This is a genomic window from Janthinobacterium sp. Mn2066, assembly GCF_049319705.1.
Lineage (GTDB): Bacteria > Pseudomonadota > Gammaproteobacteria > Burkholderiales > Burkholderiaceae_D > Janthinobacterium.
On the sequence record NZ_JBMOUF010000003.1, the window covers coordinates 1 to 14,630 of the forward strand.

The window sequence follows — 14,630 nt, forward strand, 5'->3', positions numbered from 1 at the left end:
GGTGTGGAAGTGCAGTAATGCATTAAGCTAACCAGTACTAATTGCCCGTACGGCTTGTCCCTATAACCTTAGCAGGTGCAGAGGATAAGACGGTACAACGTTGCGTGTGTGTTGATACAACTATTCATTACCCCGATCTTTGCTTCTTCCAGATTCATGGCCTTGTTGCTCCACTGAGAACAAGCGTCATTACAAGTTATGCCTGATGACCATAGCAAGTTGGTCCCACCCCTTCCCATCCCGAACAGGACCGTGAAACAACTTTGCGCCGATGATAGTGCTGCAACCAGTGTGAAAGTAGGTTATTGTCAGGCTTGTTATTCGAAAAAACCCCTTCCGGTGATCCGGTTGGGGTTTTTTTACGTCTGCTGATTTTGCTGGAATGAACCCCAACACCTGAACGGCTGGGGTCAGACCCCCTTGAGGCGCGCTGGTGCAATCATGCTGGCTGGTGTGGGGTCTGACCCCGAGGCGAAAAAAAAGCAGCGCTGCGCGCTGCTTTTTCATTTCAGTTTCGATCGATCAGAAGTGGTAAGCCGCTTTGATGTTCAGGAAATTCACGCCGGTGTTCGGCTTTTTGTAGCCGCCGTTCGAGAAATGCTGGATCTTCATGCCGACTTCCCATTTATTGTTGAACACGTAGCCAACGCCGACGTGGTCGCCAAACTGGAAGTGGGTCGACAAGCGATAGGTGGCATTGTCATACAGCTTCGACAGCAAATGCACGCCGATGCCGCCTTCTGCATAGAAACCCTTTTTATCGTCGCGTTCAAAGCGGAATACCGGGGTAAAGCCGATATCGTACAGATGCTGCTTTGCGCCTTCGACGTTTTGATAGCGGTTGGCTTGCCATGCGCCAGCATTCGCATCCCAGTAGCCGCTCAGGTGCGTACCGTTCGATTGGAACCAGCGTTGGCTCCAGTCGGAAGTCACGCCGGCGCGTACCATCTGGGTTTGCGTACCGGTGGCGAATTCGCCATACACCGAGTCGATCAGCTTGTCGTCGGAAGCGAAGGCTGCGTGGCTAGCCAGCAAGGCAGCGGCCAGCGCCAGGGATTTTAATGCTTGTTTCTGGTAGGACATATATTCTTTCATCGTAAAATTAGCCATCGGTTGCGCACTAGCCATGGGTAGCGCGCCGCTGATTGTAGTGGGTTTAGCAAGTGTAGAACCTATTCTTACCATTATTTAACTTCAGGCAATAGGAGCTGCAGTGACATTCTCTACAAAGATCGCCTTCCTGGGTATAGGTCTGATGGGCGAACCGATGGCGCGCCGTTTGCTGCAAGCTGGCTATTCTGTCACAGTTTGGAATCGCACGCAGAGCAAGGCCAAATCGTTGTTATCTTGCGATGCTCTGGTTGCCAACACCTTGATGGATGCGGTCTCCGGGGCCGATATCGTGATCTCGATGCTGGCGGCAGGGCCTATTGTCGAACAAGTCATTGCCACTGCCTTGCCGGCGCTGGCACCCGATACCTTATGGATCGACATGAGCTCGACCAGGCAAAGCGAGGCGCAGCAATTGCATGCACTTTTGGTTGCACATGGCCATGGTTTTATCGATGCGCCCGTATCCGGTGGGGTGGCTGGTGCAGAGGCGGGAACCCTGGCCATCATGGCCGGCGGCAGCGCTGCGCATTATGCGTGCGTGGAAGCGATCCTGGCGGTAATGGGACGGCCAACCCTGGTCGGCCCGGCCGGCAGCGGCCAGGTAGCCAAGCTGTGCAATCAGCTGATCGTGGGCGCCACCTTGAATATCGTGGCGGAAGCCTTGTTGCTGGCCCAGGCGGCGGGCGCCGATCCGGCGGCGGTGCGCACGGCGATACGCGGTGGCTTTGCGGAAAGCCGGATTCTGGAAGTGCACGGGCAGCGCATGCTTGAGCGTAACTTTGTTCCCGGAGGTCAGGTGAAAACCCAGCTCAAGGATATGCATAATATCCTGGATGCGGCCGCCGCTGCCCAGCTCAGCCTGCCTGTTACGCAACTGGTGACGCAGAGATATGAAGTGCTGGCCGAAAACCATGCGCTGGCGGACCATTCGGCGGCCCTGCTGGCCCTGGAAGCATTGAATCCGGGCCAGCGCCTGGGAAACGGCCCGGATAAGCTGAGTTAGTGCACTCTAGCCTTGCGGCAAGCTTTCTTCAACCAGCTTGACCCAGAAACTGGCGCCGATCGGCAACAGATTGTCATTGAAGTCGTAGCTGCCATTGTGCAGCACGCATGGGCCCAGGCCGTGGCCGCCATCGCGATGGTCGCCGTCGCCATTGCCGATGAAGATGTAGCAGCCAGCCTTTTCCTGCAAGAAGAAGGCGAAATCTTCCGCCCCCATGGTCGGTTCGACCTTGTCATTGACCTTGTCGGCGCCGACCACGGCCTTCATGACTTCCACCGCAAACGCGGTTTCCTTCGCGTGGTTGACCAGCGGTGGATAGTTGCGCTTGAACTTGAATTCCACTTCCGCACCGAAGGCGGCAGCCGTATGGACGGCGATTTCGCGCATGCGCTCTTCGATGAGGTCCAGCACGGGAGTGGTGAAAGTGCGCACGGTGCCGACCAGGCTGGCGTCATCGGGAATCACATTGGTGGCGCTGCCGGCATGGATTTGCGTGATCGACAGCACGGCCGTATCGAGCGGGCTCTTGTTGCGGGTGATGACGGTTTGCCAGCTTTGCGCGATTTGCACGGCCACCATCACCGGGTCGATACCCTTGTGTGGCTGGGCTGCATGGGCGCCCTTGCCTTTGACGGTGACATAGAATTCGTTGCTGGAAGCCATCATCGGTCCTTCCACCACGCTCAGGGTGCCCGTTTCAGCACCTGGCCAGTTATGCATGCCATAGATGGCATCCATCGGAAAGCGGGTAAACAAGCCGTCGTTGATCATTTCACGCGCGCCGGCACCACCTTCTTCTGCGGGCTGGAAGACCAGGTAGACGGTGCCGTCGAAATTGCGGTGCTGTGCCAAATGATAAGCGGCGCCCAGCAGCATGGCCGTATGGCCGTCATGGCCGCAGGCGTGCATCTTGCCAGGATGGCGCGATGCATGCTCAAAAGTATTGATTTCCTGCATCGGCAAGGCATCCATGTCGGCACGCAGGCCGATGGCGCGCGTGGACGTGCCATTCTGGATAATGCCGACCAGACCGGTCCGGCCCAGGCCACGCACGACGGGAATGCCCCATTCCGTCAGCTTGGCGGCGACGACATCAGAGGTACGCTGTTCTTCGTAGCACAGCTCGGGATGCGCGTGCAGGTCGCGGCGGATACGTTGCAGCTCGGATTGAAACGCTATGATGGGATCAACCAGTTTCATCGAATTCTCCTGTGTATGCAGGCGCGCAACCGTGTATGGCGCACCGGGCCGCATATGCTTGATCAAAAACATGGGCGGCGAAGCAAGCATTGTAGCCCGTGTTTGCTTTGTAAATCCAGCGCACGCCCGAGTCTGCCATTGCCGCATCAGCAAGTACGTGGAAATCGTTTACAGTATTACCTTCCCCTCACGTTTTTGGATTGCACCATGATCACTACCCAAGTCCGCGCCACTTGCCCGCTCGACTGCCCCGATACCTGCGCCTTGCTGGTGACGGTGACCGATGGCGTGGCCACCGCAGTCAAGGGGGATCCCGACCATCCGACCACGGCGGGCGTGCTGTGCACCAAGGTGTCGCGCTTCACGGAACGCACCTACCATGCCGACCGCTTGCGGACGCCGCTGCGCCGGACAGGCAAGAAAGGCGAAGGCAAGTTCGAGGCGATCAGCTGGGAGGAGGCGCTGGCGACCATCGCGGCGCGTTTGAAACCGATTGCAGCGCGGGCGCCGGAAGCGATCTTGCCCTACAGCTATTGCGGCACCATGGGCCTGGTGCAGGGCGAATCGATGTCGTCCCGCTTCTTCAACCAACTCGGTGCATCGTTGCTGGACCGCACCATCTGCGCCTCGGCCGGCGCCACCGGTTACCGCTATACGGTGGGCGCCAGCATCGGCACGGACCTGGAACAATTCCAGAATGCCAAGTTGATCATTATCTGGGGCGGCAATCCGATTGCGTCCAACCTGCATTTCTGGATGCGGGCGCAGGAAGCGAAACGGCGTGGCGCCACTCTGATCGCGATCGATCCGTATCGTTCATTGACGGCCGAGAAATGCCACCAGCATATCGCCTTGCTGCCAGGCACTGATGCGGCCTTGGCCCTGGGCTTGATGCATGTCCTGATCGCGGAAGACCTGGTCGACCATGACTATATCGCCCACTACACGCTGGGCTATGAACAATTGGCACAGCGCGCCGCCGAATGGCCACCGGAGCGGACGGCGCAAGTGTGCGGCATCAGCGTGCAGGAAGTGGTGGAACTGGCGCGCTTGTATGGCCAGACGGCGCGCAATGGCGAAGGCGCCGCCATCCGCACCAATTACGGGGTGCAGCGCGTGCATGGCGGTGGCATGGCCGTGCGCAATATTGCTTGCCTGCCTGCCTTGACGGGCGCCTGGCGCCATGCGGCCGGCGGCATACAATTGTCGAGTTCGGGATCTTTCCCTATCCAGCGCAAGGCCTTGCAGCGCCCTGATTTGCTGAAGGGCACGCCGCGCACCATCAATATGAGCACCATCGGCGACGATTTGCTGAAAACCAGCTCGCCCGAGTTCGGCCCGCAAATCGAGGCCGTGATTGTCTATAACTCGAATCCGCTGGCCGTGGCGCCGGACTCCTCGAAGGTGGCGCAAGGGTTTGCCCGCGAGGATTTATTTACGGTGGTGCTCGAACATTTTCAGACGGATACGGTCGATTACGCCGATATCGTCTTGCCCGCCACTACGCAGCTGGAACATATCGATGCGCACGCCACCTATGGTCATCTGTACATGATGGCCAATAATGCGGCCGTGGCGCCGCTGGGCGAGGCCAAGGCGAATACGGAAATCTTCCGCCTGCTGGCGCGCCACATGGGTTTTGATGACCCTTGCTTCCAGGAAAGCGACGATGCGCTGGCGGCCCAGGCGTTCGATGCGGCCGATGTGCGCGCCGTGCATTTCGACTGGGAATCGCTGAAGCGGACCGGCTGGCAAAAACTGGCCATGCCCGATGCGCCGTTTGCGCAAGGCGGTTTCCCCACGCCATCGGGGCGCTGCGAGTTTTATTCCGAAGCGATGGCGCAGGCGGGGCTTGATCCCTTGCCGGCTTACATTGCGCCGTATGAATCGCTGGCCAGCAATCCTGCGCTGGCGGCCCGTTATCCGCTGGCGATGATTTCGCCGCCGGCCCGCAATTTCCTGAATTCCACCTTCGTCAACGTGAAAAGCTTGCGTGCCTCGGAAGCCGAACCGCATCTGGACATCCATCCCGAGGACTGCGCCGCGCGCGGCATTGCGGCCGGCGACATGGTGCGCATCTTCAATGACCGTGGCTCGTTCGTGGCCAGGGCCAGGGTCACGGACAAGGCGCGCAAAGGGCTGGTGGTGGGCTTGTCCGTCTGGTGGAAAAAGCTGGCCAGCGACGGCAAGAACGCCAACGAAGTCACCAGCCAGCGCCTGACGGACATGGGCCGGGCGCCCACCTTTTACGATACGCTGGTGCAAGTGGAAAAGGCGGCGGCCTGAGATGCGCCGCACGCTCGGCTTGCCTTTGGCGCTTGTGCTCTGCCTGAGCCTGGCCGGCTGCACCCAGTTGCGCTACTACACCCAGGCGGCGCAAGGGCAATATTCACTATGGTCGAGCGCGCGCCCGGTCGATGACTGGATGAAAGATCCGGCCACCGATCCCCGCCTGAAGGCGCGCCTGGCCAAGGCGCAGCAGATACGCCGCTTCGCCGTCGATGAACTGGGCTTGCCCGACAATGGCAGCTACAAGAATTACGCGGCCTTGCAACGGCCCTTTGTGCTGTGGAATGTGGTGGCCGCGCCCGAGCTATCGCTCAAGCCCTTGCAATGGTGTTTTCCTATCGCCGGTTGCGTCAATTACCGTGGGTATTACAGCAAGGATGAGGCGCTGGCCTATGCCGAGACCTTGCGTGCACAGCATTACGATGTGCAGGTGGGCGGCGTGCCCGCATATTCCACCCTGGGCTGGTTCGACGATCCCCTGCTGTCGACCTTTATCCATTACAACGATGCCGAACTGGCGCGCATGATTTTCCATGAACTCGCGCATCAGGTCGTGTATGTACAGGGCGATTCCGCCTTCAATGAATCGTTTGCTGTGGCCGTGGAAGAGGCGGGCGTGCAGCGCTGGCTGGCCCATGCGGGCAGCGATGCCATGCGCGACGACTACGCTCGCTATGCGGCGCGGCGCAAGGACTTCCTGGCGCTATTGCTGAAGTATCGGGGGCAACTGGAAACGGCGTACGCCAGCGATGCCAGCGATGCCGAGAAACGGATCCGCAAGGCGCAGGTGTTTACCGACCTGAAAGCCGAATACCAGGTTTTGAAACAAAATTGGGGTGGTTACGCCGGTTATGACCGCTGGTTCGAGCAGCCTTTGAGCAATGCGCACCTGGCTTCCGTCGCTACCTACAATGATTTCTTGCCGGCCTTCGAAAAATTGCTGGAAGAAAAAAAGAACTTTCGTGCTTTTTATGCTGCAGTGCACACAATGTCTCTGTTGGACAAGCCCGAGCGTCGACGCGTGCTGCAGCAATTGTCCAGCCCGTGACCCGTAAAGATTGTTGTATTTACCAAGACGGCTTATCCAGCCAGGCCGTATTTTTCATGCTGCAATGCAGCACAAAATGCCTCTGGAATACATGCTCAAATACCGTTGAAAGCGCTTGCATGGAAGCGCCGCGCCCGATAGCATCGCGTTAGTAGCATAGAGCAATTGCTCTTTAGAATGCTCAATGACTGCAGGACACTAGAATCCGCAGCAATAATCCGCGCCGGCAATGTGCGCCGGCTACACCAACGATTATTCGAGACAAGAGGCACAGGATGGACAAAATTTGGCTGAAGTCGTATCCCCCCGGCGTTCCCAGCGACATCAATCCTGATCAATACCGCTCGCTGGTGCACTTGCTGGAAGAAGCGTTTCAAAAGTATGCAGACCGCCACGCTTATGTCTGCATGGACAAATTTCTCACCTATGCCGAACTCGAACTGTACTCGCGGCAATTGGGCGCCTTTTTACAAAGCCGGGGCCTGAAAAAAGGCGCGCGGGTCGCCCTCATGATGCCCAATGTGCTGCAGTATCCGGTCGCCATCGCGGCCGTGCTGCGTGCCGGCTACACGGTGGTCAACGTCAATCCCCTGTACACGGCGCGCGAACTGGAACACCAGCTCAACGATTCGGGCAGTGTAGCGATCATCGTGCTGGAAAACTTTGCCCATACCGTCGAGCAAGTGCTGAGCAAGACGGCCGTGAAACATATCATCGTCGCTACCATGGGGGACATGCTGGGCGGCTTGAAAGGCACGCTTGTCAATTTTGTCGTGCGCAACGTCAAGAAGCTGGTGCCCGCATATTCCTTGCCGAACGCCATGCGTTTTAACACTGCCTTGTCGCTCGGCAGTCGCATGAAGCTGACGCCGGTCGAAGTCACGATCAATGACGCCGCTTTCCTGCAATATACGGGTGGCACCACGGGTGTGTCGAAAGGTGCAACCTTGAGCCACCGCAACGTGATTGCCAATGTGCTGCAAACGGAAGCCTGGTCGGGCGCGGCGCTGGACCCGAACAGCAAGGAGCAACTGATCGTCGTATGCGCCTTGCCGCTGTACCATATCTTCGCGCTGACGGCGTGCGCGCTGTGGGGTACGCGCGTGGGCGCCCTGAATATCCTGATCCCGAATCCGCGCGACATTCCTGGCTTGATCAAGGAGCTGGGCAAGTACAAATTCAACTTGCTGCCGGCGGTCAACACCCTCTACAACGCGCTGGCCAATCATCCCGATTTTGCCAAGCTCGACTTCTCGGGCCTGAAGATTGCCAATGGCGGCGGCATGGCGGTGCAGCAAGCCGTCAATGACAAGTGGCAGCGCATCACGGGCGTGTCCATCATCGAAGGTTATGGCTTGTCGGAAACCTCCCCCGTTGCCACCTGCAATCGCGCAGACAGCACGCAATTTACGGGCAGCATAGGCTTGCCTATCCCTTCGACTGACATTGTGATCCTCGATGACGATGGCAAGGAAGTGGCCTTGGGCCAGACGGGTGAAATCGCCATTCGTGGCCCGCAAGTCATGTCCGGCTACTGGAACCGTCCGGACGAGACGGCCAAGGTGATGACGGCCGACGGTTATTTCAAATCGGGCGACGTGGGCATCATGGACGAGCGCGGCTACGTGCGTATCGTTGACCGCAAGAAAGACATGATCCTGGTTTCCGGCTTCAATGTGTATCCGAACGAAGTGGAAGGCGTGATCGCGGCCCACCCTGGCGTGCTCGAGTGCGCCTGCATCGGCGTGCCGGACGAACATTCGGGCGAGGCCGTGAAAGTGTTTGTGGTACGCAAGGATCCGAACCTGACCGTGGCGGCCCTGATGGCGTATTCCAAGGAACAGCTCACGGGCTACAAGCGGCCGAAATACATTGAATTCCGTGAGGAATTGCCGAAGACCAACGTCGGCAAGATTTTACGCAGGGCCTTGCGCGATGAGCCCAAGGTGGCAGTAGCAGCATAGGGCAGCAAGTGACATGGCAACAGGGTGCGCTATGGCGGTGCACCTTTTATACAGATAAAGATGAGGCGAGATGGACAAGATTTGGTTGAAGTCGTACCCGGACAGTGTGCCGGCAGAGATTGATTGCACGCAATACCGTTCCGTGACGCATTTGCTGGAAGAATCGTTCCAGAAATATGCGGACCGCAACGCGTTCGTTTGCATGGACAAGTTCATGACGTACCGCGAGCTGGACAAGCTGTCCCTGCAAATGGGCGCCTGGCTGCAAAGCAAGGGCTTGCAACCGGGTGCGCGCGTGGCCATCATGTTGCCGAACGTCTTGCAATACCCGGTGGCGATGGCGGCGATTTTGCGGGCCGGCTACACGGTGGTCAACGTGAACCCGCTGTACACGCCGCGCGAATTGCAGCACCAACTGACCGATTCGGGCAGCGAGGCGATCATCGTGCTGGAAAACTTTGCCACCACGGTGCAGGAAGTGCTGCCGCACACGCAGGTCAAGCATGTGATCGTCGCCACCATGGGCGATTTGCTGGGCGGCTTGAAAGGCACCATCGTCAATTTCGTCGTGCGCAAGATCAAGAAAATGGTGCCTGCGTTTTCGCTGCCGGGCGCCATCAGCTTCAACAAGATGCTGGCCGAAGGCGCCGGCATGACCTTGACGCCCGCTAACCAGGGGCATGATGATATCGTCTTCCTGCAATACACGGGCGGCACTACGGGCGTGTCGAAAGGCGCCATGCTGTTGCACCGCAACGTGATCGCCAACGTGCTGCAAAACGAGGCCTGGATCGCACCGGTGATGACCCGCGACATGCGCGCCTCCTCGATGGGTTTTGTGTGCGCCTTGCCGATGTACCATATTTATTCCCTGACGGTCAGCGCGCTGATGGGCATGCGCCTGGGCGGCTTGAACTTGCTGATCCCGAACCCGCGCGACATTCCCGGTTTCGTGAAGGAATTGGCCAAGCACAAGATTGTCGTCTTCCCGGCCGTCAATACCTTGTACAACGCCTTGCTGAACAACCCCGATTTCGCCAAGCTCGATTTTTCGAGCTATAAAGTGTGCAACGGCGGCGGCATGGCCTTGCAGCGCAATGTGGCTGAACGCTGGCTGAAGGTCACTGGCTGCCCGCTGATCGAAGGCTATGGCATGTCGGAAACGTCGCCGGTGGTAACGGGCAACCGCGTCGACATCACGGAATTTACGGGCACCATCGGCTTGCCTATCCCGTCGACGGAAGTGATCATCGTCAATGATGACGGCGTGGAAGTGGCCTTGGGCGAACCGGGCGAAATCGCCGTGAAAGGGCCGCAAGTGATGGCCGGTTACTGGCAGCGCCCCGATGAGACGGCCAAGTCGATGACGCCTGATGGCTTTTTCAAGACGGGCGACGTGGGCATCATGGACGAGCGCGGTTATGTGCGCATCGTCGACCGCAAGAAAGACATGATCATCGTGTCCGGCTTCAATGTGTACCCGAACGAAGTGGAAGACGTGGTGGCGTCCTGCCCTGGCGTACTCGAATGCGCCTGCATCGGCGTGCCGGACGCCAACTCGGGCGAAGCCGTGAAAGTGTTTGTCGTGCGCAAGGATCCGAACCTGACGGTGGAGCAGATCCGCGAACACTGCAAACATGAATTGACGGCGTACAAGAAACCGAAATACATCGAGTTCCGCGATGAATTGCCGAAGACCAACGTCGGCAAGATCCTGCGCCGTCAATTGCGCGATGAAAAGAAAGCTGCCTAATTCACCGGTAATGCCCTGTCCGCCACCAAACGCCTGTTTGGCTGGGCGGGCAAGCCGAAGCAGGGACGCAGCCACCACACCTTGCTGATCAGCAGCGAGGTGCCCAGCCAGCACACCATCACCGTGCCCGTCAGTATCAGCAGCGGTTCCAGCACCGGGCCCAGCTTCAAGGGCACCAGCCAGTAGGCCAGCAGGATGATGGCGCTCTGGTGCAATATGTACCAGGGAAACACGGCTTGCCGCGCCCATGGCAGCCAGGTAAAGGGCTGGTTCAACAGCGTATGCGACCATCCCAGGATGGTGCAGATGGCCAGCCACATGTACAGGTTGCGCATGGGCCAGGAACCCAGCGACGCCCAGGTCAGCAAGTGTTCCGAATGGATCTTGTCAAAAAACATATATGCGGCAAACGCGCATAGCCCCAAGACCAGGGTATGCCAGCGCAGGCGTGCCAGTTCTGTCCACAGCCCCTTGTCATTGCCCAGCCACCAGCCATATAAAAACATCGTGAAATAGATGCCGTGCGCGTACCAGTCATGCACCACCGCATGGGTTTCCGGATAGCGCATCCTCAGCAATGCCATTACCGCCAGTGTGGGCAGGGTTGGCAAGACCAGCAGACGCCAGCCGCGCAGGCGCTGGAACACGGGTTTTATGCGGTCCAGCAATGGCTGCAGCGCCACCAGCACGACGGTGTACAGCAGCAGGTACACCAGGTACCACAGGTGATTCCAGGTAAACCCATATTGCCAGCCCGAAAATGCCCCGGCGGGCCAGGCATAGCCGCCAAAATAGTGCAGCAGGAATTGGCCATAACCGGGTTCCACCAGGCCCTTGCTGACACCCTCGCAATACGGTTGGATCGGGATGATGATGGCCATGCCGAACAGCAGCGGCAGCAGCAGCCGCTTGACGCGCCGCCACAAAAAGGCGCCACGCGAGGGACGCGACATCATCGCGCACGACACGCCGGAAACGATGAAGACGATTTCCATGCGCCAGCGGTTGGTAAACACCAGCGCCATATTCAATGAGTCGGTGGCATAGCTGCTGTGCATATGAAAGTCTGACCCTTGCAGGTATAGCAAGGCTGTGTGGTAAAAGATCAGCAGGCTGAAAACGAGAAAGCGCAAGGCATCGATATCGTGACGGCGGGAATCAGGGCTCATGGTCCATGCAAGAAGAGTGAAAAGAAGGCCAGCTTAGGCAGCATGCATCCTGCCAGCCAGCATGAAGTGACCAGCGGACGGCTGCCTGTGACGAATAGCAGCCCCTGGGACGGCCCTGGGACCGTACAATCCTGTCATTCTCTCTGCCTTGACTCCCTGAACATGTCTTCGACTGCCTTGTTGCAACGCTATCAACGCTGGCGCCATGTGGCCGAGCCAGGATTCTGGATTGTGCTGTATCTGAACCAGGCCATCATGAATAGCTGGCTGGTCTGGGTCGACCTGCACCGTTCCGGACTTGCTGTGCCCTTCTGGGAAGTGGCCGTGTGGGAATGGAGCAGCAATATGGTGTTGCTGGCGCTGATACCCGTGGTTATCCTGGCAGAACAGTTCCGGCCGCTGCAGCTGGTGTTCGAGCGCAAGAACCTGCGCTGGCACCTGGCCGCCTCGGTGGTGTACAGCCTGGTGCATGTGGCGGCCATGGTGTCCTTGCGCAAGCTGGTCTACTGGAGCCAGGGCGGCAATTACGATTTCGGTGCATGGTGGCGCGAACTGCCGTATGAGTATCTGAAAGATGTGCGCTCTTATTTCGAGGTCTTGCTGGTGCTGGGTTTTTATCGCTTGCTACTGATGCGCTGGCAAGGCGAGGCGAGCTTGCTGGGGGAACCCGACGAAGGGCCGGCCGTGGAACCGGTGCAGCAGCCTGAACGTTTCCTGGTGCGCAAGCTGGGCAAGGATTTTTTGTTGCCAGCCTTTGAAATCGAATGGATACAGGCGTGGGGCAACTATGTAAACCTGCATGTGCGCGGGCATGATTATCCACTGCGCTCGACCATGGCCGCCATCGAGCGGCGGCTCGATGGCAAGCGCTTCGTGCGCGTGCACCGCAGCTACATCGTCAACCTTGATTTCGTGCAAACCATCACGCCACTGGAGTCGGGCGATGCACGCGCCGGCCTGCGGACGGGGGGTGAAGTGCCGGTCAGCCGGCGTTATCGCGATGCCTTGAAAAACCTGTCGATGGCTTCTTAGCCACGCTGCAAGCCCGGCTTGCCGTCGTGTACCGTAAAGCTGGCCAGGGTGGCGATATTCGATGCACTGTCGCGCACATTGTCCAGGCCCAGGAACGCCGTCGTAGTTTTCTCCGGAGTAATATTGAGCAACATATACCCCCGCTTGTCGCTGCGCCCGTAGCGGATATGCGGGTTCATCGCCACGTACTCGGCCGTGCGCGCTTGCGGGCGCGAGCTGGACGTGATCGAGGTGCCGCAAAATTCGGTGGCGATCACGGGATTGTCGCGGCTGGCGGACCGCATGGCATCGCGGCTCAGTTCGGTGGCATAAAAAGTGTGTACGTCGCCCGACAGCACCAGCGGGTTGCGCGCGCCGCTGCTGTGCAAGCTATTCAATAAATGCTGGCGCGCCATCGGGTAGCCATCCCAGCCATCGGTCCAGATCCGCTCGTCGCCAGGCTTCAGGATGGGCACCTGGCTCGATTGTGCCATCAAGGTTTGCTGGGCCAGGATATTCCAGTGCGCCGGTGATTTGTCCAGCCCGGCTTGCAACCAGCGCTGCTGTTCTTCGCCCAGCATGGTGCGTTCCGGTTTCAGCAGATCGGGGCAGCTGCGCGTGGTGACCGAATTCGAACCACCGCGTCCGGGCCTGGCGCAAGCGTGGTGGGCGCGGTACTGCCGGTCGTCGAGTACGTGGAAACGGGCCAGGCGGCCCCAGTCGTAGCGCTGGTAGATGCGCATGTCGACGAAACCGCGCCGGCCCAGCGGCAGCAGGCGCAGCGGCATGTGTTCATAAAATGCCTGGTAGGCGGCCGCCCGGCGTTCCAGGAAGTTGGGTGTGAGCAATTCGTCGCGGTCATTCGCGTAATCGTTGGACACTTCATGGTCGTCCCAGGTGACGATCCATGGCGCGGCCTGGTGCGCGCCCTGCAGGTCGAGGTCGCTCTTGTATTGCGCGTAGCGGGCCCGGTATTCGTCGAGCGTAAAACTTTCGTTGCTACGTACGGCCCGGGCCGGGTGTTGCAGCTGATACGGGCCCCACTCATAAATGTAATCGCCCAGGAACGCCACCAGATCGGGTGCGGCTGCCGCAATATGCCTGTGCACCGCATAGGCGCCAAACTCCCAGTGCTGGCAGGAAGCCACCGCCAGTTTGAGTGTGGCGGGCAGGGTATCGGAGGCGGGCGCCGTGCGCGTACGGCCGACCGGGCTGACGGCGTCGCCCAGCATGAAGCGGTACCAATACCAGCGCCCGGGCGCCAGCCCACCCACGTCAACGTGTACGCTGTGCGCCAGTGCCGGCGTGGCTTGCGCCGATCCTCGTGCAACGATGCGCCGAAACGCTTCATCGTCGGCCATCTCCCAGCGTACGCTCAAGGCGATGGCTGGCGTGGCGGCCGCATGCAGCGGGTCGTGGCAGATGCGCGTCCACAGCACCACGGCGTCGGGCAAGGGCGAGCCGGAAGCGACGCCCAGCGCAAATGGATAAGCGGCGCCATTGATGCGCGTCGCCGCGCTGGCGCTGGAACCGGACAGTGCGCCGCCTGCAGCGGCCAGCGCGGCGATGCGTGCCGTGCTGAGCAAAAAGATGCGGCGCTGGCTATCCACGGCAGAAGCGGGGGATTAGTGTGACAGCAGGGTTTCGATCGGCGGCACCTTGCGCGGCTTGCGGTCCGAATCGGTGGCGACGTAGGTCAGGGTGGCTTCCGTCACTTTGACCGTGCACGCCTGCAGGCGGTTGCGCTCGGCATACACTTCCACGTTGACGGTGATCGAGGTATTGCCGACCTTGACGATATCGGCGTAGAAGGATAATAAATCGCCGACGAACACGGGGTTTTTGAAGACGAAAGAGTTGACGGCAATGGTAGCCACGCGGCCGTTGGCGCGCCGGGTGGCGGGTAATGAACCGGCGATATCGACTTGCGCCATGATCCAGCCGCCGAAAACGTCGCCATAGACATTGGCGTCCGATGGCGCGGGCATCATGCGCAGTTCGGGCATTTTCCCGGCGGGCAGCCCGGAGGCGAGGCAGTTATCGGGGCGGGCGGGGGAGGTACTCATCGTTTATTCTCATG

General features: G+C 59.3%; 11 protein-coding genes and 1 rRNA gene. 7 read left to right on the forward strand and 5 right to left on the reverse strand.

Going from position 1 to position 14,630, the window contains the following annotated elements; genetic code table 11:
• Positions 1–201: 201 nt before the first annotated feature.
• A 5S ribosomal RNA gene (gene rrf, locus ACL9RI_RS06330) occupies positions 202–314 on the forward strand.
• Between the two features lie 208 nt (positions 315–522).
• Here rrf and ACL9RI_RS06335 read toward each other — a convergent pair.
• A complete protein-coding gene (locus ACL9RI_RS06335) occupies positions 523–1,083 on the reverse strand; it encodes an acyloxyacyl hydrolase (protein WP_422725740.1) in 561 nt (186 codons plus the stop codon).
• 130 nt (positions 1,084–1,213) lie between these two features.
• On the opposite strand from ACL9RI_RS06335, the gene ACL9RI_RS06340 reads away from it, so the two are divergent.
• The gene (locus tag ACL9RI_RS06340; protein ID WP_422725741.1) at positions 1,214–2,116 is read left to right on the forward strand and encodes an NAD(P)-dependent oxidoreductase; all 903 of its coding nucleotides are present in this window, start codon (positions 1,214–1,216) and stop codon (positions 2,114–2,116) included.
• A gap of 6 nt (positions 2,117–2,122) precedes the next feature.
• Here the strand turns inward: ACL9RI_RS06340 and ACL9RI_RS06345 are convergent, their stop codons facing one another.
• Positions 2,123–3,316, reverse strand: coding sequence for a M20 aminoacylase family protein (locus ACL9RI_RS06345; RefSeq protein ID WP_422725742.1), 1,194 nt, complete (start codon positions 3,314–3,316; stop codon positions 2,123–2,125).
• Positions 3,317–3,523: 207 nt separating this feature from the next.
• Here ACL9RI_RS06345 and ACL9RI_RS06350 point away from each other — a divergent pair, with 207 nt between their 5' ends.
• The 4 genes from ACL9RI_RS06350 (at position 3,524) to ACL9RI_RS06365 (ending at position 10,370) form a co-directional block, all read left to right on the forward strand.
• Positions 3,524–5,602: a molybdopterin-containing oxidoreductase family protein gene (locus ACL9RI_RS06350; RefSeq protein ID WP_422725743.1), complete on the forward strand. Its 2,079-nt coding sequence runs from the start codon at positions 3,524–3,526 to the stop codon at positions 5,600–5,602.
• Between the two features lies 1 nt (position 5,603).
• Positions 5,604–6,653, forward strand: a complete 1,050-nt coding sequence (locus ACL9RI_RS06355) for an aminopeptidase (protein WP_422725744.1) — start codon at positions 5,604–5,606, stop codon at positions 6,651–6,653.
• 275 nt (positions 6,654–6,928) lie between these two features.
• The gene (locus tag ACL9RI_RS06360; protein WP_422725745.1) at positions 6,929–8,617 is read left to right on the forward strand and encodes a long-chain-fatty-acid--CoA ligase; all 1,689 of its coding nucleotides are present in this window, start codon (positions 6,929–6,931) and stop codon (positions 8,615–8,617) included.
• Positions 8,618–8,687: 70 nt separating this feature from the next.
• Positions 8,688–10,370, forward strand: coding sequence for a long-chain-fatty-acid--CoA ligase (locus ACL9RI_RS06365; RefSeq protein WP_422725746.1), 1,683 nt, complete (start codon positions 8,688–8,690; stop codon positions 10,368–10,370).
• Here ACL9RI_RS06365 and ACL9RI_RS06370 read toward each other — a convergent pair.
• Positions 10,367–11,539, reverse strand: coding sequence for an acyltransferase family protein (locus ACL9RI_RS06370; protein ID WP_422725747.1), 1,173 nt, complete (start codon positions 11,537–11,539; stop codon positions 10,367–10,369). The genes ACL9RI_RS06365 and ACL9RI_RS06370 overlap by 4 nt on opposite strands.
• A gap of 162 nt (positions 11,540–11,701) precedes the next feature.
• Between ACL9RI_RS06370 and ACL9RI_RS06375 the strand changes: the two genes are divergently transcribed.
• Positions 11,702–12,571 (forward strand): LytR/AlgR family response regulator transcription factor, encoded by an 870-nt coding sequence (locus tag ACL9RI_RS06375; RefSeq protein ID WP_422725748.1) that lies wholly within the window; start codon positions 11,702–11,704, stop codon positions 12,569–12,571.
• On the opposite strand, the gene ACL9RI_RS06380 is transcribed toward ACL9RI_RS06375, so the two are convergent.
• Both ACL9RI_RS06380 and ACL9RI_RS06385 read right to left on the reverse strand, forming a co-directional pair.
• Positions 12,568–14,160: an alkaline phosphatase D family protein gene (locus ACL9RI_RS06380; RefSeq protein ID WP_422725749.1), complete on the reverse strand. Its 1,593-nt coding sequence runs from the start codon at positions 14,158–14,160 to the stop codon at positions 12,568–12,570. The two genes, ACL9RI_RS06375 and ACL9RI_RS06380, sit on opposite strands and share 4 nt — an antisense overlap.
• Positions 14,161–14,175: 15 nt before the next feature.
• A complete protein-coding gene (locus ACL9RI_RS06385; RefSeq protein WP_183681598.1) occupies positions 14,176–14,616 on the reverse strand; it encodes an acyl-CoA thioesterase in 441 nt (146 codons plus the stop codon).
• Between the last annotated feature and the right edge of the window lie 14 nt (positions 14,617–14,630).